Source organism: Pseudomonas jilinensis (genome assembly GCF_003586265.1).
Taxonomy (GTDB): domain Bacteria; phylum Pseudomonadota; class Gammaproteobacteria; order Pseudomonadales; family Pseudomonadaceae; genus Halopseudomonas; species Halopseudomonas phragmitis.
The window spans coordinates 154,734-177,712 of sequence record NZ_QJSA01000002.1; the positions used below are offsets into that span (position 1 = coordinate 154,734).

General features: G+C 59.6%; 19 protein-coding genes. 13 read left to right on the forward strand and 6 right to left on the reverse strand.

Annotated features, from left to right (window positions below):
- The first annotated feature begins 80 nt into the window (after positions 1-80).
- Entirely contained in the window at positions 81-1,019 is a 939-nt protein-coding gene (locus C2846_RS02675; protein ID WP_119700609.1) for a chemotaxis protein, read from the forward strand.
- A gap of 32 nt (positions 1,020-1,051) precedes the next feature.
- Here C2846_RS02675 and C2846_RS02680 read toward each other — a convergent pair whose 3' ends face one another.
- Positions 1,052-2,998, reverse strand: coding sequence for a transglycosylase SLT domain-containing protein (locus C2846_RS02680; RefSeq protein WP_080050454.1), 1,947 nt, complete (start codon positions 2,996-2,998; stop codon positions 1,052-1,054).
- A 169-nt stretch (positions 2,999-3,167) separates the two neighbouring features.
- Here C2846_RS02680 and C2846_RS02685 point away from each other — a divergent pair, with 169 nt between their 5' ends.
- Positions 3,168-5,084: an ATP-binding cassette domain-containing protein gene (locus C2846_RS02685; protein ID WP_119700610.1), complete on the forward strand. Its 1,917-nt coding sequence runs from the start codon at positions 3,168-3,170 to the stop codon at positions 5,082-5,084.
- A gap of 59 nt (positions 5,085-5,143) precedes the next feature.
- On the opposite strand, the gene C2846_RS02690 is transcribed toward C2846_RS02685, so the two are convergent.
- Positions 5,144-5,581, reverse strand: coding sequence for a universal stress protein (locus tag C2846_RS02690; protein ID WP_080050456.1), 438 nt, complete (start codon positions 5,579-5,581; stop codon positions 5,144-5,146).
- Between the two features lie 476 nt (positions 5,582-6,057).
- Here C2846_RS02690 and fadB point away from each other — a divergent pair, with 476 nt between their 5' ends.
- The 6 genes from fadB (at position 6,058) to C2846_RS02720 (ending at position 13,276) form a co-directional block, all read left to right on the forward strand.
- Positions 6,058-8,205: a fatty acid oxidation complex subunit alpha FadB gene (gene fadB, locus C2846_RS02695; protein WP_080050457.1), complete on the forward strand. Its 2,148-nt coding sequence runs from the start codon at positions 6,058-6,060 to the stop codon at positions 8,203-8,205.
- A gap of 27 nt (positions 8,206-8,232) precedes the next feature.
- Positions 8,233-9,408 (forward strand): acetyl-CoA C-acyltransferase FadA, encoded by a 1,176-nt coding sequence (gene fadA, locus C2846_RS02700; protein ID WP_080050458.1) that lies wholly within the window; start codon positions 8,233-8,235, stop codon positions 9,406-9,408.
- 132 nt (positions 9,409-9,540) lie between these two features.
- The gene (locus C2846_RS02705; protein WP_080050459.1) at positions 9,541-9,753 is read left to right on the forward strand and encodes a DUF1653 domain-containing protein; all 213 of its coding nucleotides are present in this window, start codon (positions 9,541-9,543) and stop codon (positions 9,751-9,753) included.
- Positions 9,754-9,837: 84 nt separating this feature from the next.
- The gene (gene topA / locus C2846_RS02710) at positions 9,838-12,456 is read left to right on the forward strand and encodes a type I DNA topoisomerase (protein ID WP_119700611.1); all 2,619 of its coding nucleotides are present in this window, start codon (positions 9,838-9,840) and stop codon (positions 12,454-12,456) included.
- 10 nt (positions 12,457-12,466) lie between these two features.
- Positions 12,467-12,979, forward strand: coding sequence for a DUF6586 family protein (locus C2846_RS02715; RefSeq protein ID WP_080050461.1), 513 nt, complete (start codon positions 12,467-12,469; stop codon positions 12,977-12,979).
- A 57-nt stretch (positions 12,980-13,036) separates the two neighbouring features.
- Positions 13,037-13,276 (forward strand): hypothetical protein, encoded by a 240-nt coding sequence (locus tag C2846_RS02720; RefSeq protein ID WP_119700612.1) that lies wholly within the window; start codon positions 13,037-13,039, stop codon positions 13,274-13,276.
- A gap of 73 nt (positions 13,277-13,349) precedes the next feature.
- Here the strand turns inward: C2846_RS02720 and C2846_RS02725 are convergent, their stop codons facing one another.
- Positions 13,350-13,856, reverse strand: a complete 507-nt coding sequence (locus C2846_RS02725) for a SulA-like leucine-rich domain-containing protein (RefSeq protein ID WP_080050463.1) — start codon at positions 13,854-13,856, stop codon at positions 13,350-13,352.
- Positions 13,857-13,867: 11 nt separating this feature from the next.
- Positions 13,868-14,476: a transcriptional repressor LexA gene (gene lexA / locus C2846_RS02730; protein ID WP_080050464.1), complete on the reverse strand. Its 609-nt coding sequence runs from the start codon at positions 14,474-14,476 to the stop codon at positions 13,868-13,870.
- A gap of 200 nt (positions 14,477-14,676) precedes the next feature.
- On the opposite strand from lexA, the gene C2846_RS02735 reads away from it, so the two are divergent.
- The 5 genes from C2846_RS02735 to C2846_RS02755 are packed head-to-tail and all read left to right on the forward strand — an operon-like array spanning position 14,677 to position 18,831.
- Positions 14,677-15,363, forward strand: a complete 687-nt coding sequence (locus C2846_RS02735; RefSeq protein WP_080050465.1) for a TetR/AcrR family transcriptional regulator — start codon at positions 14,677-14,679, stop codon at positions 15,361-15,363.
- A 57-nt stretch (positions 15,364-15,420) separates the two neighbouring features.
- A complete protein-coding gene (locus tag C2846_RS02740) occupies positions 15,421-15,939 on the forward strand; it encodes a L,D-transpeptidase (protein ID WP_119700613.1) in 519 nt (172 codons plus the stop codon).
- A 14-nt stretch (positions 15,940-15,953) separates the two neighbouring features.
- Entirely contained in the window at positions 15,954-16,940 is a 987-nt protein-coding gene (nagZ, locus tag C2846_RS02745; protein ID WP_119700614.1) for a beta-N-acetylhexosaminidase, read from the forward strand.
- Between the two features lie 8 nt (positions 16,941-16,948).
- Positions 16,949-18,091: a mechanosensitive ion channel family protein gene (locus C2846_RS02750; protein ID WP_080050468.1), complete on the forward strand. Its 1,143-nt coding sequence runs from the start codon at positions 16,949-16,951 to the stop codon at positions 18,089-18,091.
- Positions 18,091-18,831, forward strand: a complete 741-nt coding sequence (locus C2846_RS02755) for an S-methyl-5'-thioinosine phosphorylase (protein ID WP_119700615.1) — start codon at positions 18,091-18,093, stop codon at positions 18,829-18,831. Before C2846_RS02750 ends, C2846_RS02755 begins: the two co-directional genes overlap by 1 nt.
- Positions 18,832-18,898: 67 nt before the next feature.
- Here C2846_RS02755 and C2846_RS02760 read toward each other — a convergent pair whose 3' ends face one another.
- The gene (locus C2846_RS02760; protein ID WP_119700616.1) at positions 18,899-19,456 is read right to left on the reverse strand and encodes a CsiV family protein; all 558 of its coding nucleotides are present in this window, start codon (positions 19,454-19,456) and stop codon (positions 18,899-18,901) included.
- Complete coding sequence (gene mfd / locus C2846_RS02765) at positions 19,453-22,929, reverse strand: transcription-repair coupling factor (protein WP_119700689.1); 3,477 nt, start codon at positions 22,927-22,929, stop codon at positions 19,453-19,455. The genes C2846_RS02760 and mfd overlap by 4 nt, the downstream gene beginning before the upstream one ends.
- Positions 22,930-22,979: the final 50 nt, after the last annotated feature.

The following is a 22,979-nucleotide window of genomic DNA, read 5'->3' on the forward strand; positions in this document are numbered from 1 at the left end:
GGCTGCGAAAGTAGGCATAACTGGGTACACTGCGTCATGGCAGGTGGCTACTTCACCTGAATCTGACAGCGAGGGGCCCCATGGCTGGTGTACTGGATAGCGTTAATCAGCGTACTCGACTGGTCGGTGAGAACCGTCTGGAAATTCTGCTGTTCAGGCTCTCTGGGCAGCAGTTGTTTGCTCTCAACGTGTTCAAGATCCGTGAGGTACTGCAACTGCCGCGGCTGACCCAGATGCCGCAGCGCCATCCGCATGTGGTGGGTGTGGTGCATCTGCGCGGTCAGACCATTCCGGTAATCGATTTGGCCGCTGCCATTGGTATGCGCGCGCAGCAGGTCAACGAAAACAGCACGGTGATTGTTACCGAGTACAACAACTCGGTGCAGGCCTTTGTGGTTGGTGGGGTCGAGCGCATCATCAATCTCAATTGGGATACTGTGCAGCCGCCGCCCAGAGGCGCCGGTCGGGCCCATTACCTGACTGCCATTACCCGCCTTGAAGACCAGCGCCTGGTCGAGATTATCGACGTCGAGAAAGTGCTGGCCGAAATCGTGCCGTTCAATACCCGTATTTCTGAGGAACTGCTCGATGAGCAATTGCTGGATAATGCGCGTGGCCGTGAAGTGCTGCTGGTGGATGATTCACAAACCGGTATCAATCAGCTCAAGGAAACCTTGTCTCAGCTCGATCTGACCCTGCATGTGGCCACCGATGGGCTGCGTGCGCTGCGTCAGCTGCAGGCTTGGGCCGATGCCGAGGGTAAGTTGTCTGAGCGGCTGCTGATGGTGATTACCGATGCTGAAATGCCGGAAATGGACGGCTACCGGCTGACTGCCGAAATTCGCAAGGACCCGCGTCTGAGTGATCTGCACGTGGTCCTGCATACCTCGTTGTCGGGCAACTTCAACAAGGCGCTGGTAGAGAAGGTGGGTTGCGATGGCTTTCTGTCCAAGTTCCAGCCCGATCAACTGGTGGAAGTGGTCCGCGAGCGGCTGAGTAATCTCCAGGCCAGGGGCTGAAGTCCGCCTTCAGCCCGTTCAGGTGCTCAGTCCTAGCGCCCGCGCAGATAGCGCTCATGTTGTTCCATCACCGGCTGGCGAATGCCCAGTTTGTCGCCGTAGATCACCGAATAGCTCAATACGCTCTGCACATACTGGCGGGTCTCGTCGAAGGGGATAGTTTCGATCCAGACGTCCGAGGGCAGGTTGTCGATATTCTGAGTCCACTGCCGTACTCGACCGGGGCCGGCGTTGTAGGCTGCTGAAGCCAGTACCCGGTTACCCTGGAACTGATTGTTTAGCTGCGCCAGATAGGCTGTGCCCAGGGCAATGTTGCGCTCGGGAATCAGTACCTCATTAAGGTTGCCCAGCGGGATGTTGTTGCGCCTGGCGGTTTCCCGGGCGGTGGCAGGCATCAACTGCATCAGACCCATGGCGCCGGCATGAGAGCGGGCGTCGGCCATGAAGGCGCTTTCCTGGCGGGTGATGGCGTATACCCAGGTGGAGTTAAGCTGGCGGGCACGGGCCTGATTAAGAATCGGTTCGCGATAGGCCATCGGGAAGCGGATGTCGAGGTCATCCCAGTACTGGGCCTGGCTGATATTGCGGATCGCCGGGAAGTACCAGTCCATGTCGCGGGCCAGTTTTGCCTGGGCTATCAGTTCCTCACGGCTGAACAGACGGCTGACGTGATACCACTCGCGGCGGGCGTCTACTATCTGGCCGCGTGCGTAAAACTCCTTGGCTCGACGAATACCGGCAGTCTGGCTGACCCTGGCTATGGTTTGTGGGTCGATATTGGCTGGTTGGTGGTTCAGTGCATAGGGCTGCTGGGTGCGTTCGGCGGCCATGAAGCCGTAGAAATCCCGTTCGCGAGCCAGTTGTCGATAGTCGTCTTGCAGTTCACCAACATTCGGGGTGGCAAGCTGAGCGCTGCGCAATTGCCAGTAGCGCCAGCGGCTTTGCTGGGCCAGGCTTTCGGGCAGGGTTTGGGTCAGGTCGTGAGCCATGCGCCACTGGTTGGTGCGCAGTGCCAGGCGGATCCGCCACTCGCTGACCTGATCGTCGCGCATTTGTGGGTCGTTGGCGGCCATGAAAGGTAATGCATCAGGGTTGAAGCGCTTGGCCAGTCGCACGCCAATATCGCGGGTGATGGCCAGCCGGTCCTCTTCGGCGAAGGGAAGTTCACGATAGTGGTGCCAGAGCCCGAGGGCGGCCTGCGGGTCGTCGCGGCCCATGCGTCGCAGGGATACGGTGACGATATCGGCCAGTTTGTTGGCCGGCTGGTTGGCGCTGGGGCGATAGTTGCCAGGCTGGTTCAGCAGGCTGGGCTGGGTTGCGGTGCTCACGAACTTGTCAGCCAGCGGCTTGTTGCTGGCGACGTAGCGGGTCAGGTAGCGGGCCAAGGCGTCCTGGCGATGCAGCAGGGCCAGGCGAATACGCTGCCAGGCGACGTCTTCAGTCAGGCCGCCTGCGGCACGCCAGCGTTCAAACAGCGGGTCGCAATCCTTTGGCTGGGAGCGGCCAACGGTCCATAGCTCCTGAGCCTGGCGCATGGCTCCGGCCTGGTCGCCCTCGCGCCAGCGGCGCAGCGCCAGGTGACAATCCAGCGAGGTGCTCTGGCTATCGCTGTCATAGTGCGCACGCAGCCGTTCCCATTCACCTTCACGAGCCAGGCGGTGCAACCAGCGGGATTTCAGGCGCTGAGCGGCAGGCAGGTCGCCGTGGGTCAGTAAAAAGCTTTCGACTTCCCGGTGGCTGGCGCTGTCCAGACGTTTATCCAGGGCGTTCAGCAGCAGGTAAGGGTAAAGCGGGTAGTCGCTCAGGCCGCGGGCCAGGCTTTCGTAGCGGGCCTGTTGCCCGCTGTTAAGGGCGCTCATGGCCTGGTCGTACTGGCGGCGTTGTTCCTGCAGGCGGTCAGCTTGAGCGGGCAGGGCGGTGAACAGTAGGGAGGCCAGAGCGGCCGGGGCAAAACAGAAACGCAATAGGGTGCGGCGCATGATGATGCCTGCTCTCTCGAAATCGTTGGCCGGTTTGGCCGGTATTATCGCTACAGCTTAGCGAGTTGCCCTGGCAGCGAGAAGAGGCCGGCAGAGGAAATCATCGCAGTTTGTTACAGCTGGCTGCGAAAGCGCTAGAATGCCGGTCTTATAGTTTGAAAGGTGGTTTATGGCTCTGCTTTCGTTTACCGATGTTTCCCTGGCCTACGGGCTCAATCCGCTGCTGTCCAAGGTCAGTTTCCAGCTCGACAGAGGGGAGCGGGTATGCCTGATCGGGCGTAACGGCACTGGCAAGTCCAGCCTGTTCCGAGTCCTTACCGGGGAGCAGCCGGCGGATGAGGGCGAGTTGTGGTTTGCGCCTGGACTCAAGGTTGGCCAATTGCCCCAGGAACTGCCCGAGGCTGGTGATGCGTTGGTCTATGACGTGGTGGCCGCTGGGTTGGCTGGGGTTGGTGACCTGCTGGCCGAGTACCACCATCTGATCAGTGGCGAGATGGATGATGCCGCTATGCTGCGGCTGGAAAAGGTTCAGGCGCAACTGGAGGCCAAAGATGGCTGGCGTCTTGATCAATTGGTTGAAACCACGTTGACTCGGCTGGGGCTGCCTGCAGACAAGACCATGGCCGAGCTGTCCGGTGGCTGGCGTCGCCGGGTACTGCTGGCCCAGGCACTGGTGGCCGAGCCGGATGTGCTGTTGCTGGATGAGCCGACCAACCACCTGGATATTCATACCATTGCCTGGCTGGAGCAGGTGCTGCTGGATTTTCGCGGGGCGGTGCTGTTCATTACCCACGACCGTCAGTTTCTGCAGGCACTGGCTACCCGGATTATGGAGCTTGATCGTGGTCAGTTGATCGACTGGCAGGGCGACTATGTCAGCTTTCTGGCGCATAAAGAGCAGCAGTTGGCGGCCGAAGCCACAGCCAATGCGTTGTTCGACAAGAAACTGGCCCAGGAGGAGGTGTGGATTCGCCAGGGAATCAAGGCCCGGCGCACCCGCAACGAAGGCCGGGTTCGTGCGCTCAAGGCCATGCGTGAGGAGCGCGCGCAGCGGATTGAACGTCAAGGCAAGGCCAGTTTCCAGATGGAAACCGCCCAGTCCTCTGGCAAACAGGTCATCGAGGTCAAAGACATTAGTTTCGCCTGGCCTGATCAGGTCCCGCTGATCCGTGATTTCAGTACGGTGGTGATGCGCGGTGACCGCATTGGCCTGATCGGCAACAACGGTTCGGGCAAGAGTACTCTGCTCAAGCTGTTGCTTGGTCAACTGGAACCGACCAGTGGCAGCGTCAAGCATGGTACCAAGCTGGAGGTAGCCTATTTCGATCAGCTTCGCGGCCAACTGGAGCCGGAAAAGAGCGTGATCGACAATATTTCCGAGGGCCGTGACTTTATCGAGATCAACGGCGAACGTCGGCATGTGATCAGTTATCTGGGAGACTTCCTGTTCTCGCCCGAGCGTACCCGCACCCCGGTCAAGGCACTTTCGGGTGGTGAGCGGGCGCGCCTGCTGCTGGCACGCCTGTTCAGCAAACCGGCCAACCTGCTGGTGCTGGATGAGCCGACTAACGATCTGGACGTGGAAACCCTGGAATTGCTGGAAGAGGTGCTGGCCGGCTTTGATGGCACTGTGCTGCTGGTCAGTCACGACCGGGCGTTTCTCGACAACGTGGTCACCAGCACTCTGGTGTTCGAAGGTCATGGCCGGGTGCGTGAATATGTCGGCGGCTTTGCCGACTGGCTGCGCCAGGGCGGTAATATCGAGTTGCTGGCTGAGCGCATGACTCTCGATAAAACCACCGAGCCCGCTGCCGAGCCGGCACCTGCTGTGGTCGCGTCCAGTACGCCAGTCCCGGCGGCGCCCAAGGCCAAACTCAGCTATAAGCTGCAGCGCGAGCTGGACGCTCTGCCGGCGTTGTTGGAGAAGCTCGAAGGTGAGCTGGAGGCGCTGCAGGCCCAGCTCAACGATCCGAACTTCTATAGTCGCCCGCATGAAGAGACTGCACTGGTGCTGGAGCAGGTTGCTGCCAAGCAGGGCGAGCTGGATCAAGCCATGGAGCGTTGGGCTGAGCTGGAGGATATGTAGGGGGCTCGTTTCTTCGCGTTTGCGGAGCGCTCGCTGAACGCTCCGCGACGGGGAGGAGATTATTTCTTCTTGCCCAGTCTTACGGCAATCACGTCGCAGGGCGCTCCGTGGAGCACATCGTTGGCGGTCGAACCCAGCAACAGGGCCAGGCCGTGGCGGCCGTGACTGCCTACCACAATCAGATCGCAATCCTGCTCGCTGGCGACCCGGTGGATTTCCTGCCTGGGGTGACCAAAGGCTATCTGTAGCTGGTCTTCGGACAGGCCGTAATCACCGGCGAACAACTGCATGCGCTCACGGGCCTGCTCAAACTGCTGTTGTTGCAGCATCGACAGGTCCATAGGAACGTCTCCGCCGTAGGCCATCGCAAGCGGCTCGACCACGTGTAGCAAGGTCAGGCGGGCATTCAACGCCTTGGCCAGCGCCATGGCATGATCTGCTACCCAGCGGCACTCGTCGATCAGGTCGACGGCTACCAGTACATGTTTATAGAGCATGCAGGTTCTCCCCTTTTTTCGCTGATAGTAGCAGTCTTTGCCGGTAATACGTGAAGAACCATTTTAAAACCCTGTTTGGCTGACTGGAATATCGTTGGCAGGGCGTACCCATGGTTATAGGGTCATTGTTGGAAGCTGGGGTCAGGGTTTGAATGCTTAGGTTCAAAGCGTCGTTGGTACATGGATACGGTATTGGGTATGTTCTGCAACCTGTTGTTATTAAAGGTCTTTGAATTTTTCATATAAGACTTTTTCGAGCTGAAGTATGGCTTTATGCCGTAGCGTGCATTGACAATTGCAGCGATTTCCCCGAAGGTGTGCGCACCCGAATCAAACAAGCGTATGAATTGTTGTGGTCAAACCCACGGCATTCTCTGTCTCGGGAACGTTCATGATATCGGCACCGCGGCACCTACTAGGGGTGGGGCGGCATGGCTGGTGTCTCTCAAGTGCTTTCACAGCGTGGAGATCAGTTGATGATTTACGAAGGTAAAGCCATCACGATTCAGGCCCTCGAAGACGGCATCGTCGAGCTGAAGTTCGACCTGCAGGGCGAGTCTGTCAACAAATTCAATCGTGCCACCCTGGCTGAACTGCAAGCCGCCGTAGAGGTTTTGCAGGGCGACAGCAGCATCAAGGGTGTCATCGTGACCAGCGGCAAGGACGTGTTCATCGTCGGCGCCGACATCACTGAGTTCGTCAACACCTTCCAATTGCCGGAAGAAGACCTGGTGGCTGGTAACCTGGAAGCCAACAAGATCTTCAATGCCTTTGAAGACCTGAACGTCCCGACCGTGGCCGCCATCAATGGCCTGGCCCTGGGTGGCGGTTTCGAAATGTGTCTGGCCTGTGATTTCCGGGTCATGGCCGCCAGCGCCAAGATTGGCCTGCCGGAAGTCAAGCTGGGCATCTACCCGGGCTTTGGCGGCACCGTACGTACCCCGCGTCTGATCGGTGTCGACAACGCTATCGAATGGATCTGCGCCGGTGCCGAGCAGCGCGCCGACAAGGCCCTGAAAGTTGGCGCGGTTGACGCTGTAGTCGAAGACGCCAAACTTAAGGACGCCGCACTGGATCTGGTCAAGCGTGCCGCTGCCGGCGAGATTGACTTCAAGGCCAAGCGTCAGCCCAAGCTGGAAAAAGTCAAGCTCAACACCATCGAGCAGATGATGGCTTTCGAAACCTCCAAGGGGTTCATCGCTGGTCAGGCCGGTCCGAACTATCCGGCCCCGCTGGAAGCCGTCAAGACCATCCAGAAAGCTGCCAACTTCACTCGTGAAAAGGCTCTGGAAGTCGAAGCTGCCGGTTTTGCCAAGCTGGCCAAGACCACCGTTGCTCAGTCGCTGGTGGGTCTGTTCCTGAACGACACCGAGCTCAAGCGTAAAGCCAAGCAGTACGACAAGGCTGCTGCAGACGTGAATCTGGCTGCGGTACTGGGCGCTGGCATCATGGGCGGCGGTATCGCTTACCAGTCGGCGGTCAAGGGCACTCCGATCCTGATGAAGGATATCCGTGAAGAGGGTATTCAACTGGGTCTGGATGAGGCCTCCAAGCTGCTCGGCAAGCGTGTCGAGAAGGGCCGTATGAAGCCGGCCGACATGGCCAAAGCGCTGAACGCCATTCGCCCGACCATGTCCTATGGCGATTTCGGCAATGTTGATATCGTGGTCGAAGCCGTCGTCGAGAACCCCAAGGTCAAGCACGCTGTGCTGGCTGAGGTGGAGTCGCAGGTGCGTGAGGATGCAATCATCACCTCCAACACCTCGACCATCTCGATCACTTACCTGGCCCAGGCGCTCAAGCGTCCGGAAAACTTCTGCGGCATGCACTTCTTCAACCCGGTACACATGATGCCGCTGGTTGAGGTGATCCGTGGCGAGAAGTCCAGTGATCGCGCTGTTGCCACTACCGTGGCCTATGCCAAGAAGATGGGCAAGACCCCTGTTGTGGTCAACGATTGCCCCGGCTTCTTGGTCAACCGCGTACTGTTCCCATATTTTGGCGGCTTTGCTCGCCTGTTGGGCATGGGCGCCGATTTCCAGCGCGTCGACAAGCTGATGGAAAAATTCGGCTGGCCGATGGGGCCGGCTTATCTGATGGACGTGGTTGGCATGGATACCGGTCACCATGGCCGTGACGTGATGGCCGAAGGTTATCCGGACCGTATGGCTGACAAGACCAAGACTGCTGTTGACGTCATGTACGAAGCCAATCGCCTGGGTCAGAAGACCGGCAAGGGCTTCTATGCCTATGAGATGGACAAGAAGGGCAAGCCGAAGAAGGTTGTTGATCCCGAGACCTATGAGCTGCTGAAGCCGATCGTGCTGGAGCAGCGCGAGCTGACTGATGAGGAAATCGTCGAGATCATGATGGTTCCGCTGTGTCTGGAGACCGTACGCTGCCTGGAAGACGGTATCGTCGAAAGCGCTGCGGACGCTGACATGGGCCTGATCTATGGTATCGGCTTCCCTCCCTTCCGCGGTGGCGCACTGCGCTACATCGACACCTTGGGTGTGGCCGAGTTCGTTGCCATGGCCGATAAGTACGCGGAGTTCGGTCCTATGTATCACCCGACCGAGAAGCTGCGTGAAATGGCCAAGAACGGTCAGAAATTCTTCGGTTAATGCGGAATACGGAGCGAGAGTAAAGCTATGAGCCTGAATCCGAGAGATGTGGTAATTGTCGACTTCGGCCGCACCCCGATGGGCCGTTCCAAGGGCGGCATGTACCGCAATGTACGCGCCGAAACCCTGTCCGCCAAGCTGATCACCGGCGTACTGGAGCGCAACCCGAAGCTGAACCCGGCTGAAGTTGAAGATGTAATCTGGGGGTGTGTGAACCAGACCCTGGAGCAGGGCTGGAACATTGCCCGCATGGCGTCACTGATGACTCCGATCCCGCACACTGCGGCCGGCCAGACCGTCAGCCGTCTGTGTGGTTCTTCCATGAGCGCGCTGCACACCGCCGCTCAGGCGATCATGACCGGCAACGGCGACGTGTTCGTGGTTGGTGGTGTCGAGCACATGGGCCACGTGGGCATGATGCACGGCGTTGATCCGAACCCGGCCCTGTCGCTGTATGCGGCCAAGGCTGCCGGCATGATGGGCCTGACTGCCGAAATGCTGGGCAAGATGCACGGCATCACCCGCGAGCAGCAGGACCAGTTCGGCTACCGTTCGCACCAGTTGGCGCACAAGGCTACTGTTGAAGGTCGTTTCAAGGACGAGATCATCCCGATGGAAGGTCACGACGAGAACGGCTTCCTGCGCGTGTTCACCGAAGACGAGACCATCCGTCCGGACACCACCCTGGAAAGCCTGGCCGCACTGCGCCCGGCGTTCAATCCCAAGGGCGGTACCGTGACTGCGGGTACCTCCTCGCAGATCACTGACGGCGCCTCCTGCATGATCGTCATGTCGGCTCAGCGTGCCAAGGATCTGGGTATGGAGCCGCTGGCGGTGATCCGTTCCATGGCTGTGGCCGGTGTCGATCCGTCGATCATGGGTTATGGTCCGGTACCTTCGACCAAGAAAGCGCTGCAGCGCGCAGGTCTGACCATTGATGACGTTGATTTCGTCGAACTCAACGAAGCCTTCGCTGCCCAGGCGCTGCCGGTCCTCAAGGATCTGAAGCTGCTGGACAAGATGGAAGAGAAGGTCAACCTGCACGGTGGCGCCATCGCTCTGGGTCATCCGTTCGGCTGCTCCGGCGCACGTATCTCCGGCACCCTGCTGAACGTGATGAAACAGCGCCAGGGCCGCATTGGTGTTTCCACCATGTGCGTGGGTCTGGGTCAGGGCATCACTACCGTATTCGAACGCGTCTGACGCAATCGGTACGGAGAAAGCCGGGGCCTGTGCCCCGGCTTTTTTATTTGCGAGCGTTACCGGTTTATGCCTGAATGCCTGAGCGTGGCATCCTCGGCTACACTCGCGACTTTTCCACTGTCAGGAGGCCCTATGAAGCCCGGTCGCTATCGTCACTATAAAGGAAAGGATTACCAGGTCATTGGCGTTGCCCGTCACTCCGAGACCGAGGAAGAGCTAGTGGTGTATCGCACCCTGTACGGTGATTACAGTCTTTGGGTCCGACCGCTGGCCATGTTCAGTGAACAGGTTGAAGTTGACGGCGCGCTGCATCCACGCTTTACCTTTATCAGCGAAGACGTGTAGGCTCTGGCCCTCCGGTCTGCACCGGTAGTGGGCCGGCCCGAGCGCCGCCAACCAGAATCGATTGAGTCAGGAATACAGTTACCCATGGGAAAAGCACTGGTCATTGTGGAATCGCCCGCCAAAGCCAAGACGATCAACAAGTATCTTGGTAATGATTTCGTGGTGAAGTCGAGTATCGGCCATATCCGCGATCTGCCCACCAGCGGGGGCAAGACCGAGAGCAAGCCCAAAAATGGGCGCAAGGCGGCGTCGGCCCAGGAGCTCGACAAGGCCACCAAGGCACGTATCCAACTGGTCAATCGCATGGGGGTTGACCCTGAGAATGGCTGGGCGGCGCGCTACGAGATTCTGCCGGGCAAGGAAAAGGTCATCGACGAGCTGCGTCGTCTGGCCAAGGATGCCGATACCGTCTACCTCGCAACGGACTTGGACCGTGAGGGGGAGGCGATTGCCTGGCACCTGCGCGAAAGCATCGGCGGCGATGAGAGCCGCTACAAACGCGTGGTGTTCAATGAAATTACCAAGAAGGCCATCCAGGAGGCCTTTTCCCAGCCCGGTGAGCTGGATCTGAATCGGGTTAATGCCCAGCAGGCCCGACGTTTCCTCGACCGGGTAGTGGGCTATATGGTCTCGCCGCTGCTGTGGCAGAAAATTGCCCGTGGTCTGTCGGCTGGTCGGGTGCAGTCGGTAGCGGTCAAGCTGATCGTTGATCGTGAGCGGGAGATCCGCGCTTTTGTCCCGGAAGAGTTCTGGGAAGTGCATGCACTGCTGGATACGCCCAAGGCCGAGTCAGTACGGTTCGAGGTGGTGCGCCAGAATGGCGAGACCTTCCGTCCGCTTAACAAAGCGCAGACCGATGCGGCGCTGGAAAAGCTCAAAGCGGCTAGCTATCAGGTAATCAAGCGCGAAGACAAGCCAACCAGTACGCGTCCTGGTGCGCCCTTTATTACCTCGACGCTGCAACAGGCTGCCAGTACTCGCCTGGGCTTCAGTGTCAAGAAAACCATGATGATGGCCCAGCGTCTCTACGAAGCGGGCTATATCACTTATATGCGAACCGACTCGACCAATTTGTCGGCCGACGCCATCGGCATGGCCCGCGGTTACATCGAATCGGCTTTCGGTAAGCAGTACCTGCCGGAAAAACCCAACGTCTACAGCAGCAAGGAAGGCGCTCAGGAGGCGCATGAGGCGATTCGTCCTTCTGATGTTAAGCTCAAGGCTACTGACCTCAAGGGCATGGAGCGTGACGCTGAGCGCCTTTACGAGCTGATCTGGCGTCAGTTCGTGGCCTGTCAGATGCCGCCAGCCCGTTACCTGTCGACCAGCATCACCGCGCAGGCTGGTGAGTTCGAACTGCGCGCCAAGGGCCGTATCCTGCAGTTTGATGGTTACACCAAGGTCATGCCGCCGCAAGGCAAGGGCGGCGAGGACGAGGTGTTGCCGGATCTGCAGGTCCAGGACGCACTCAAGCTCAACAAGCTTGACCCCAAGCAGCACTTTACCAAGCCGCCGGCTCGCTACTCCGAGGCCAGTCTGGTCAAGGAGCTGGAAAAGCGCGGTATCGGCCGGCCGTCGACCTATGCAGCGATCATCTCGACCATTCAGGAGCGCGGCTACGTGACCCTGAATAATCGGCGCTTCTATGCTGAAAAGATGGGCGATATCGTCACCGACCGGCTCAGCGAAAGCTTCCCCAACCTGATGGACTACGGCTTTACTGCCAATATGGAAGAGTCGCTGGATGAAGTGGCTCAGGGCGGGGTGCCTTGGAAGCAGGTGCTGGATGAGTTCTATGCCGACTTTCGGCGCAAGCTCAGCGCAGCCGAAGCAAGTACCGAAGGGCAGGGAATGCGGGCTAATCAGCCAACCCTGACCGATATCGCCTGCCACGAATGTGGCCGGCCTATGATGATCCGTACCGCCTCGACTGGGGTGTTTCTCGGCTGCTCTGGCTATGCACTGCCGCCCAAAGAGCGCTGCAAGGCGACCATCAACCTGGTGCCGGGCAACGAAGTGGCTGAGGATGATGACGAAGGTGAGTCACGGGTACTGCGTACCCGTCATCGTTGCGCGCTGTGCGGTACGGCGATGGACAGTTATCTGGTCGACGAGAAGCGCAAGCTGCACGTTTGCGGTAATAACCCGGATTGCAGCGGCTTTGAGATCGAAGAAGGGCAGTTCAAGATCAAGGGTTATGATGGCCCGACCCTTGAGTGCGACAAATGTGGCAGTGAAATGCAGCTCAAGACCGGTCGTTTCGGCAAGTACTTCGGCTGCACCAACAGCGCCTGCAAGAACACTCGCAAGCTACTGAAAAATGGTGAGGCCGCGCCGCCGAAGATGGATCCGGTGAAGATGCCTGAGCTGCGCTGTGAAAAGGTTGATGATATCTACGTGCTGCGTGATGGCGCTTCTGGGCTGTTCCTGGCTGCCAGTCAGTTCCCGAAGAACCGCGAGACCCGGGCGCCGCTGGTGGCCGAGCTGCTGCCGCATCAGGCTGAAATCGATCCAAAATACCACTTCCTGTTCGATGCTCCGGTAAAAGACCCGGATGGTCATCCGACGGTTGTGCGTTACAGCCGCAAGACAAAAGAGCAATATGTACAGAGTGAGGTGGAAGGCAAGCCGACGGGTTGGCGGGCCTTCTATGACGGCAAGCAGTGGTCGGTGGACGATGGCCGCAGCAAAGCCAAGCGTTGAGAGGTGAATTATGGCCAATGAAGTTTATACCCGCACCAATCAGGCCTTGCACTTTGCCCGTTGGTCGTTGGCCAGTTGGCACCAGGCGGCTGAGTCGGGTGCACTTGATGCCGTGACCCAGGCTCGTTATCACCGTGAACATGTGGTCTTTCACCTGTACCGGGCGGTGCTGGCGGTCATTCACGAAGTGGCTGATCGTTACCGCTGGCCGTTGCTGGATGTGCGCACGGTAGAGCAGGTGCTCGATGGCCGGGTCGCTGAGCGCTATCCGGGCCCCGAGCTGGCCGAGCTGAATGAATTGGCGCTGCACAAGGAAACCTGGCTGGCCGGTCTGCTGGCCGCCTGGCAACAATTGCAGGCGCCGCCCAAGCCGCAGGAAAGCAAACCACGAGCTGATGAGCAGATCATCGCCAGCAGCGCATTGGAGCCTGCGAAGGAGTGGGGCATGGCGCAGGCTGAGGAAGCACTGGCGGCGCTCAATGAGCGGGTGAGTTGCTATAGAGATGGGATGCAGGAGTGGTAAGTCTGCGAGGGCTGTGGTGATTGTGGTACACTGCCCCCGTTACAGGAGAATACAGTCATGCCTTCACCCTTTCTCGAAATCGTAGAGCTGGCCGATGGTAAAGTGGCCCTTCGTCGTTCGGACGAGGAGGGCGAGCCGCTCTTGACCATCGAGTTTTCTGCCGATGCTCAGGAATATCTGCAAGGACACTACATTGAGGTGGCCAAGGCTATGATCAGTGCTGGGATGCAGGTCGCCGGGCAGGTCATGGATGAGGACGAAGATGACTACATTCCGGAGCACCGCGTACTGCACTGATGCTGCGCTCAGGGTTTGGCGACCCGGCATTCAAGGGTAAATGCCCGCAACAAACGTTGCGGGCATTTTTGTTTCAGGCGGCGGCTTGAGTGCTTTCCATGCGCACGTTGAGGCTACGACAACTACCGGAGCGAGCAGCATTCTCCAATAGGGCGGCCTGCTGCTGACTGGTTTGGTGCCAGCTTACTACGGTATGGCTGTAACCCAGGCGCAGCAGTTCGCAAGTCAGCTTGAAACTATCCATGCCGGTTTTGGAGCGCACGATCAGAATGCGCCAGGGGTCGAGCCCTGCTTGGCGCAACCAGCCGTGACTGACAGCTTCAGGAGGGTCGACCAGGGTCAGCCAGCCCGGGGTCCGAGCCTGGCTCAGCTCTCTCAGGACCGGAGCCAGCCACTGCAGGCAATGGCGAGGTGCGCCGTTGAGACTGATTTCGCTGAAACCGCCAGCGTCCTCGTTGTTGGTGAGAGCCTCTTCACTGACCGGGGTGGTCAGAGACTCAAGACGGCTGCGTGATGCCATCAGGGCGTTGTGGAAGAGCTCGGCCTGTTCAATACGGGGGTGGCTTTGGCGGTACTGCATGCTCAACTCCTTCAGCGGCGGATGACGCCGACACTCAAACCTTCGATGGTCAGTTCCTGTTCGCCCAGATCTACTTCAATGGGGGCGAACTCCGGGTTCTCGGCTATCAGCGAAACCTTGCGTCCCTGTTTCTGGAAACGCTTGACTGTTACTTCGTCGCCGACGCGGGCGACTACCACTTGGCCGTTGCGGGCTTCGCTGGTGCGGTGTACTGCCAGCAGGTCGCCGTCGAGGATGCCAATATCCTTCATACTCATGCCTCGCACCCTGAGCAGGTAGTCGGCTTTGGGGCGGAAAAAGGAGGGGTCGATCCGGCAGTGGTCTTCAATGTTTTCCAAGGCAAGGATCGGCTGGCCGGCGGCGACCTGGCCGATCACGGGTAGGCGGTCTTCATCAACCTCAGTTCCCTGATCCGGCAGGCGGATGCCGCGTGAGGCGCCGGGAATCATTTCGATCGCGCCCTTGCGGGCCAGCGCCTTGAGGTGGTCTTCTGCTGCATTGGGCGATTTGAATCCCAAAACCCGGGCGATATCGACCCGAGTCGGCGGATAGCCATTGGCGTCCATGTACTCCTTGATGAAGGCCAGGATTTGTTGTTGCCGTGCCGTCAGTTTTTGCATGGAGACTAACCTGTGTTTTTATCCAGTAACTGTGATTATATACAGTTATCACCGTGAGGCAAGAGTCTTGTCAGACACGGTTCTACTGGTTAAAAGGTAACTACCGGATAAAAACAGTACTGGTTCCTGAATTGACTTGACAGTCAGGATGTTTGAAACGTATGTTTCAAACATCTGTTTGTATTTTGGGAGCTGCCTTAATGGCCCAGTCGGAAACTGTTGAACGTATCCTGGACGCCGCCGAGCAATTGTTCGCGGAAAAAGGCTTTGCTGAGACCTCCCTGCGTTTGATTACCAGCAAGGCCGGGGTCAACCTGGCGGCGGTCAATTACCACTTCGGTTCAAAGAAGGCGCTGATTCAAGCGGTCTTCGTGCGTTTTCTCAACCCCTTCGTTGCAAGCCTTGAGCAGGAGCTTGATCGTCATCAGCGTGAAGGCGGCAGTTCGTTGTCTCTGGAGGAGCTGCTGGAGATGCTGGTGCGCCAGGCCTTGGCAGTTAAGCCTCGCAGCGGCAATGACCTGTCGATCTTCATGCGTCTGCTCGGGCTGGCTTTCAGTCAGAGTCAGGGCCACTTGCGCAAATACCTGGGAGAGGTCTACGGCAAGGTATTCCACCGCTATATGCACTTTCTGATGCAGGCGGCGCCGCAACTGCCACCCCAGGAGCTGTTCTGGCGAGTGCATTTCATGCTTGGCAGTGCCGCGTTCACTATGTCCAGCATGAAGGCTTTGCGTGCCATTGCCGAGTCTGAGTTCGGCAGCCAGGCCGGGGTCGATGATGTGCTGCATCTGATGGTACCTTTCCTTGCCGCTGGAATGCGTGCTGAAGGCTCCGGGCTGCCCGGTGGCAGTGACCCGCGCCGCGGTGAATTGCTCGAAAGGGTCTGACGGCCCTTATCAGTTTCCCGTCTATCCGTTATGGTGTGCACTTTCCCGGAGGTGCGCATGCAACTGGATCTGATCCGCATATCCTTGTCAGAACAGACCCTGACCGGCTATCAGGCCGGTCAGGCGGTTTGCCATTTCCCGGTCTCGACCGCAGTCAATGGCGCCGGCGAGCGTGAGGGTTCGGGCTGTACGCCTCGGGGGCGACACCGCATCCGGGCGCGGATTGGTGATGGTCAGCCGTTGCGGGCAGTGTTTGTCGGGCGACGTCCAACCGGTGAGCTGTGGTCGCCGGAACTGGCTGCGCAGTACCCCCTGCGCGACTGGATTCTGACCAGAATTCTCTGGCTGTGTGGCGAGCAACCCGGCTTCAACCGTGGCGGCGATTGTGATTCCCAGCGTCGCTATATCTATCTGCATGGCACCGCCGACGACCAGCCAATGGGTGTTGCGCGTTCCCATGGCTGCATTCGCCTGCGTAACCAGGACATGCTGGAACTCTTCGAGCTGACGCCGGTCGGTTGCCAGGTAATTATTGATGACGGGGCGACAGGCCCCCTGACTGGAGATTCTGCTTGACTCATGCTTCCTTGATGCTGGATGTGGCTGGAACCTGGCTGACCCCGGACGACCGTCAGTTGTTGCGCCAGCCTGAAGTTGGCGGTCTGATTCTGTTTGCTCGCAATACCGAGTCGCCGACCCAGGTCCGTGAACTGGTTCGCTCCATCCGTGCATTGCGCCCGGATATGCTGATCGCCATCGATCAGGAGGGCGGTCGGGTGCAGCGTCTGCGCCGCGATGTATTGCGCCTGCCGCCACTGCGCGAAATCGGCTTGCGAGCCGGGGAGCAGGCGTCACAGGTGGCGCGTCAGGCGGCCTGGCTGATGGCGACCGAGATGTTGGCCTGCGGTATTGATATCAGCTTCGCGCCGGTGCTGGATCTGGACTATGGTCGCAGCCAGGTCATTGGTGATAGGGCTCTGGGCCGTGATCCTGATCAGGTCAGCCAGTTGGGTCGGGCCTACATCGAGGGCTTGCAGGCCGCGGGTATGGCTGCTACTGGCAAGCATTTTCCCGGTCACGGCTGGGCTGAGGCCGACTCGCATTTTGCCTTGCCGGTTGATGAGCGTAGCGAAGCCGAGATCCGCACCACGGATCTCAAGCCGTTCGCGGCACTGGCGCCGTTGCTCGACGGCATTATGCCCGCGCATGTGGTGTATCCGGCCGTCGATGAGTTGCCGGCGGGGTTTTCCAGACGCTGGTTGCAGCAGATCCTGCGTGCCGAGCTGGGCTTTGATGGGGTGATCTTCAGCGACGATCTGACCATGGCCGGTGCTCACGCCGTGGGTGGCATGCCGGAGCGGGTCGATGCCGCTCTGCATTCGGGCTGCGACATGCTGCTGGTATGCAATGACCGGGCGGCGGCTGAGCAGGCGCTGGTGCACTGTCAGCAGCGCGGGATCAGCGAGCCGCTACGCCTGGCCAGGATGTTGGCCCGCTCGCGCCCGGGGCTGGATTACAAGGCATTGCCGAACTGGTCGCAGGCAGTGCATGACTTGAAGCAATGGGAGTTGGTGTAACTGTGGATATGGATGAACTGTTGGAAAGCTTGCCGCTCGAGTCTCTGCCGTTGGGCGGAGAACTTTGGATATACAAGGTTTTCGCGATTATTTTCATTTCATTGGTCGCAGCCTATCTGGGCAAGCTGCTGCTGGACCGGGTTGAGCAGCGGGCGCTGAAAACCTCCACGGTTTGGGATGATGCGCTGGTGATAGCTGCGCGTCGGCCGTTATGGGTGATGATCTGGAGTATGGGCCTGTTATGGGCTTCCCAGGTGACCGCCGCACAGATGGATGACGGGTTGGCTGAGGTGCTGGATAAGCTCCAGTCGGTACTATTGATTGTGCTCCTGGCCTGGTTCCTGATTCGCCTGGCGCTGGAAGTGGAAAAACGCCTGGTTGACCCAAATTGCCGGGAAAAGCCGATCGACAAGACCACGGTCAACGCAATCGGCAAGCTGCTTAGAATTTCGGTGGTGATCACCTCGTCACTGGTGATTCTGCAATCTATGGGCTACAGCGTGTCCGGGGTATTGGCCTTTGGTGGTATTGGCGGTCTGGCGGTGGGTTTTGCTGCCAAGGATCTGCTGGCCAACTTCTTCGGCGGCCTGATGGTCTATCTGGATAGGCCTTTTTCGGTGGGGGAGTGGGTTCGTTCGCCGGAGAAGGAAATCGAAGGTACGGTTGAGCATATTGGTTGGCGTCTGACCCGCATCCGTACTTTCGACAAGCGACCAATTTATGTTCCCAATGCGGTGTTTACCAATATTGTGCTGCAGAATCCGTCGCGCATGAGTCATCGGCGAATCTATGAGCATATTGGTATTCGCTACGACGATATCAGTCGAATGGAGCCAATCGTCAAGGCGGTTCGGGAGATGCTCAAAGAACACCCGGAAATCGCCCAGGACCAGACTCAGATGGTCTACTTTGACCGTTGCGCGCCATCGTCGGTGGATTTCTTCATCTACTGCTTCACCACCCCGGTATGGGCCGAGTTCCACCGAATCAAGGAGGATGTGTTGCTGAAGATTCTGGCTATCATCGATGAGCACGAGGCCCAGGTGGCATTCCCGACCTCGACTTTGCATGTGCCGGAAGGTTTGCGGCTGCGCTCGGGTGAGGTGGAACACAGTCCCGAGTCGCGTCCAGTTACGCCGGAACACGCCTGATGGGCTGTCTGGCGATCATCGGTGGCACCGGGCTGACGCGGCTGCCAGAGTTGCAGGTAACGGGCCGAGAATCGCTGGAGACGCCGTTTGGTTCACCTTCGGCGGAGTTTGTGCGGGGCCTGTTGGCCGGGCGTGAGGTGTTGTTTCTGGCCCGTCATGGTGATCCGCACCGGATTCCGCCTCATCGGGTCAACTACCGCGCCAATCTCTGGGCCTTGCGCGAGGCTGGGGCGACGGCGGTGGTGGCGGTCAATGCGGTGGGCGGCATTGATGCAGTGATGCCGCCGGGGCACTTCTGTGTGCCCGATGATGTAATCGATTACACCTGGGGGCGGGCCTCGACCTTTTTCGAGGACGATCTGGAGCAGGTCACTCACATAGACTTTACCCAGCCCTACGACGAGTCGTTGCGCCAGAAGTTGCTGGCAGTCCTGGTGGCACAGGGTTATGCCCACAGTTCTAATGGGATCTATGGCGCGGCTCAGGGACCGCGTCTGGAGAGCGCGGCCGAGATTCGACGGATGGAGCGTGATGGCTGTGCGATTGTCGGTATGACCGGGATGCCTGAAGCTGCGCTGGCTCGTGAGCTGGAACTTCCCTACGCCTGCCTGGCCCTGGTGGTCAATCCAGCGGCGGGCAAGGCCCAGGGGCCAATCCGCATGGAGGATATCGAGGCGGTGATGGCTGCGGGGATGGCGCGGGTTGGGGCGGTGTTGGCTGGAGTGATCGGCACGCTTTAAGGTACCTGAACGGGGAGAGCCGCTGCGACACCCTCTGACTCGGGCGTCGAGCGGCCGACTGGCTGGCTTATAGGCGTGACACCCGTATCAGCATGCCCATGCCCTGATGGTCCAGGTAGTGGACTTCGTCCACGCGCAGGCGACGATTCTGGCGCAGGTGCTCACTGACGGCCTGGCCCTGCACATTGTGGTTGAGCCAGAAGCTTACATCGGCCTCCAGGGCCCGTTCCTGACTCAGGCGGACCAGGCCCTGCACTGGATAAATCCCCTGGGCGTTTTCCGTGCCGCTGGTCACGGCCACACGCAAGCTATCGTCGGCAGGCTGTTCCCAGGCCTTGTGCAGTCTGACCCGGTAACCCTGATCGTTCAGCCGGCGTGCCTCTGTGCCAAGCCGGTAGCGGGTCTGGTCGATATTGCGTACATCGCTGCGGGCGGTGCTGTCGAGCAGCACTGCGCGCTCAGCCCAGTCCGATCCGGGGCCCTGACCCGCTGCCAGTTGGCCGGAGGCCTGGCTGAATACCACCACTTCAACCTGATAGATCTGCTCGCTTTGGGCCTGGGCCAGGCCGGCCCAGCCGAGGGCCAGGATCAGCAACAGGGTGAAGATGCGCAGGGGGTGATTCATGGGCGTTTTCCTTTGCCGGTTGTTTCTGTGGGTTGTTGCAGGCGATCAATCAGGGCTTCAAGCGTGTTCAGACGCAGCTCGGCATTGCCCATGGGGGCATTGAAGCGGAATATGGTAGCGCCTTCAAGCCGGTAGCGTTGTGGGCTGTCCTGAATCAGTCGTACCAGCGTCAGTGGGTCGACTGCGGTGTTGGTGCCGAATTCCAGGCGACCATGTTCGGGGCCAACATCGACCTTGACCACGCCCAGTGGTTCGCAGCGCAGTTTCAGCGAGGTTACCCGGAACAGAGTCTTGACTGGTTCGGGCAGCAGGCCGAAGCGGTCGATCATTTCCACCTGCAGGTCTTTGAGTTGCTCATCGTCGCCGGCGTTGGCGATGCGCTTGTAGAGAATTAGTCGCGCATGTACGTCGGGCAGGTAGTCGTCAGGAATCAACGCAGGTAGACGCAGGTTGATGTCAGGTCCGCCGGACAACGGCTGTTCCAGCTCTGGCTGCTTGCCCTGCTGGATGGCTTTGACCGCGCGCTCGAGCATTTCCATGTACAAGGTGAAGCCAACGGCTTGAATCTGGCCGCTCTGGCCATCGCCCAGCAGTTCGCCAGCGCCGCGGATTTCCAGATCGTGGGTGGCCAGGGTGAAACCCGCGCCCAAGTCCTGGGCAGCGGCAATGGCCTCCAGGCGTTTTTCCGCATCGCTGGTGACTTTTTTGCCATGTGGGGTCAGCAGGTAGGCGTAGGCCTGGTGGTGACTGCGCCCGACCCGGCCGCGTAGCTGATGCAACTGGGCCAGGCCGAATTTGTCGGCGCGTTCGATAATGATGGTGTTGGCGCTGGGTACGTCGATCCCTGTTTCAATGATGGTCGAGGTCACCAGAACGTTGAAGCGGCGATGATAGAAGTCGCGCATGACCTGTTCCAGCGCGCGTTCGGGCATCTGGCCATGACTGATGCCGATCCTGGCTTCGGGTACCAGTTCGGCCAGATCGGCAGCACACTTCTCGATGGTTTCCACCTCGTTGTGCAGGAAGTACACCTGGCCGCCGCGCAGCAGTTCGCGCAGAATCGCCTCCTTGACCACTGCCGGCTGTTGCTGCATGACGAAGGTCTTTACCGACAGCCGGCGGGCCGGCGGGGTGGCGATGATCGACAGGTCGCGCATGCCGGACATTGCCATGTTCAGGGTTCGCGGAATTGGCGTGGCGGTCAGGGTAAGTACGTCGACCTCGCTTCGCAGCGCCTTGAGGCGTTCCTTCTGGCGCACGCCAAAGCGGTGTTCTTCATCGATGATTACCAGGCCAAGATCCTTGAACTGAATGTCGTCCTGCAGCAGCTTGTGGGTGCCGATGATGATGTCGACTTTGCCTTCGCCCAGCTCGCTGATGGCGCTCTTGACCTCTTTGCCCGATTTGAACCGGGACATGACTTCGACCTTGACCGGCCAGTCGGCAAAGCGGTCACGGAAGCTGTTGTAGTGCTGCTGAGCCAGCAGGGTAGTGGGTACCAGTACCGCTACCTGCTTGCCGCTGTGGACGGCGATGAACGCGGCGCGCATGGCGACTTCGGTCTTGCCGAAGCCGACATCGCCGCAGACCAGGCGATCCATGGGTTTGTTGCTAAGCATGTCGTTGATGACCGCCTCGATCGCAGCCTGCTGGTCGGCGGTCTCCTCGAACGGAAAGGCTTCGGCGAAGGCCTGATAATCACGCTCGGGATGGGCGAAGCTGAAGCCCTTGCGTGCGGCACGGCGGGCGTAGACGTCGAGCAGTTCGGCGGCTACGTCGCGGACCTGCTCGGCAGCCTTGCGCTTGGCTTTCTGCCACTGTTCGGAGCCAAGCCGGTGCAGTGGCGCGCTGTCGTCCTCGGCACCGCTGTAGCGGGCGATCAGGTGCAGGTTGGAGACCGGAACGTAGAGCTTGGCCTCGTCGGCGTATTCGAGCATCAGGAACTCGGCCTGCTGATCGTCGATTTCCAGGTTGGTCAGTCCGCGATAGCGTCCAACGCCATGGTCGATATGCACCACCGGGGCGCCTTCGCGCAGTTCGGTGAGGTTGCGGATGACTGCATCGCCCAGGTCGGTCGCCTTGCCGCGCCGACGGCGCTGCATGACCCGCTGGCCAAACAGCTGGCTTTCAGCGATCAGCGCTACTGGCGGGTGTTCGCAGATCAGGCCCTGGTCAATCGGCGCGATCAGCAGGCCAAGGCGGCTGTCACTGGCAAGAAAGGCTGGCCAGTCTTCGAACGCCTCCGGGCTCAGTTCGGCCGGCTTGAACAGGTCGAGCAACGCCTCCCGGCGCCCAGCGGTTTCGGCGATGAAGGCGATCCGTCCGGGAAACCGGTCGATGAAACCGAGCAGCGCCTCGAGCGGCTGTTCACGCTTGTTATCGACCGTCAGCTCGGGGGGCTGGGGGCAGGCAAAGATACTGTGACCGACGGCGGCCGGTTGCTGGCTCTGATGGCAGATGACCCGAGGGTACTGCTTGATCTTGGCGAAGCACTCTTCAACGGCGAGAAACAGGGCGTTGGGCGGCAACAGGGGCCGGGTCGGGTCGATGCGCTGGTCTTCATAGCGGCTGCGCACGTCCTGCCAGAAATGCTCAGCGGCTGCTTCGATCTCCGGCAGGCTGAAAAGCTGGGTGTTGGCCGGAAGGTAGTCGAACAGGGTGCCCAGCTCGTCAAAGAACAGCGGCAGGTAATACTCAATGCCTGGTGGTACCAGACCTTCGCTCAGGTCCTGATAAATCGGACAGCGCCGGTAGTCGACATCGAAGCGCTCGCGGAAACGGGCGCGAAAGCCGGTCAGGGCTGACTTGTCGAGCGGGAATTCCTTGGCCGGCAACAGGTGAATACGTTCGACCTTGTCGATCGAGCGTTGGGTTTCCGGGTCGAAGGTGCGCAGGGTTTCGATATCGTCATCGAACAGGTCGATCCGGTAGGGTAGTCGACTACCCATCGGGTAGAGATCGAGCAGGGCGCCGCGGACGGCGTAGTCGCCATGTTCATAAACAGTGTCGACGCAGCGGTAGCCGGCGGCGTCCAGATCCAGGCGCATGGCTTCCATGTCCAGCCGCTGACCAACTTCGAGCATCAGTACCGAGCCGGCCAGAAAGCCGCGCGGGGCAATGCGCTGTAGCAGAGTGGTCATGGGGACGACCAGAATGCCCTGTTTGACCTGGGGTAACTGGTGCAAGGCCCTCAGGCGCTGGGAGATGATGTCCTGGTGTGGTGAGAAACGGTCGTAGGCCAGGGTTTCCCAGTCCGGAAAACTGAGTACTGGCAGTGCCGGGGCAAAGAATCTCAGTTCTCGCTCCAGCCGGTCAGCTTCGGCGCTGTCCTTGGTGATGACCAGGCTCAGGCCCGAGTGGGTGCTGGCGGCTTCGGCGATAGCCAACGCCTGGGCGGCGCCCTGGAGCCCGCTCCAAAGGCTGCGGGTCTGGCTGAGCTCGGGAAGAGTGAGGATCGTCGGTGTGGACGGCATGCCGGTCAGGTCCATTGCGAAAAGCCGCTAGTTTAACTCCGTGTGCCGCT

Bases quoted from the DNA above. Each gene is read 5' to 3' on its own strand.
- C2846_RS02675 (WP_119700609.1), top strand. From the start codon at position 81: ATGGCTGGTGTACTGGATAGCGTTAATCAGCGTACTCGACTGGTCGGT.
- C2846_RS02680 (WP_080050454.1), bottom strand. From the start codon at position 2,998: ATGCGCCGCACCCTATTGCGTTTCTGTTTTGCCCCGGCCGCTCTGGCC.
- C2846_RS02685 (WP_119700610.1), top strand. From the start codon at position 3,168: ATGGCTCTGCTTTCGTTTACCGATGTTTCCCTGGCCTACGGGCTCAAT.
- C2846_RS02690 (WP_080050456.1), bottom strand. From the start codon at position 5,581: ATGCTCTATAAACATGTACTGGTAGCCGTCGACCTGATCGACGAGTGC.
- fadB (WP_080050457.1), top strand. From the start codon at position 6,058: ATGATTTACGAAGGTAAAGCCATCACGATTCAGGCCCTCGAAGACGGC.
- fadA (WP_080050458.1), top strand. From the start codon at position 8,233: ATGAGCCTGAATCCGAGAGATGTGGTAATTGTCGACTTCGGCCGCACC.
- C2846_RS02705 (WP_080050459.1), top strand. From the start codon at position 9,541: ATGAAGCCCGGTCGCTATCGTCACTATAAAGGAAAGGATTACCAGGTC.
- topA (WP_119700611.1), top strand. From the start codon at position 9,838: ATGGGAAAAGCACTGGTCATTGTGGAATCGCCCGCCAAAGCCAAGACG.
- C2846_RS02715 (WP_080050461.1), top strand. From the start codon at position 12,467: ATGGCCAATGAAGTTTATACCCGCACCAATCAGGCCTTGCACTTTGCC.
- C2846_RS02720 (WP_119700612.1), top strand. From the start codon at position 13,037: ATGCCTTCACCCTTTCTCGAAATCGTAGAGCTGGCCGATGGTAAAGTG.
- C2846_RS02725 (WP_080050463.1), bottom strand. From the start codon at position 13,856: ATGCAGTACCGCCAAAGCCACCCCCGTATTGAACAGGCCGAGCTCTTC.
- lexA (WP_080050464.1), bottom strand. From the start codon at position 14,476: ATGCAAAAACTGACGGCACGGCAACAACAAATCCTGGCCTTCATCAAG.
- C2846_RS02735 (WP_080050465.1), top strand. From the start codon at position 14,677: ATGGCCCAGTCGGAAACTGTTGAACGTATCCTGGACGCCGCCGAGCAA.
- C2846_RS02740 (WP_119700613.1), top strand. From the start codon at position 15,421: ATGCAACTGGATCTGATCCGCATATCCTTGTCAGAACAGACCCTGACC.
- nagZ (WP_119700614.1), top strand. From the start codon at position 15,954: ATGCTGGATGTGGCTGGAACCTGGCTGACCCCGGACGACCGTCAGTTG.
- C2846_RS02750 (WP_080050468.1), top strand. From the start codon at position 16,949: ATGGATGAACTGTTGGAAAGCTTGCCGCTCGAGTCTCTGCCGTTGGGC.
- C2846_RS02755 (WP_119700615.1), top strand. From the start codon at position 18,091: ATGGGCTGTCTGGCGATCATCGGTGGCACCGGGCTGACGCGGCTGCCA.
- C2846_RS02760 (WP_119700616.1), bottom strand. From the start codon at position 19,456: ATGAATCACCCCCTGCGCATCTTCACCCTGTTGCTGATCCTGGCCCTC.
- mfd (WP_119700689.1), bottom strand. From the start codon at position 22,929: ATGCCGTCCACACCGACGATCCTCACTCTTCCCGAGCTCAGCCAGACC.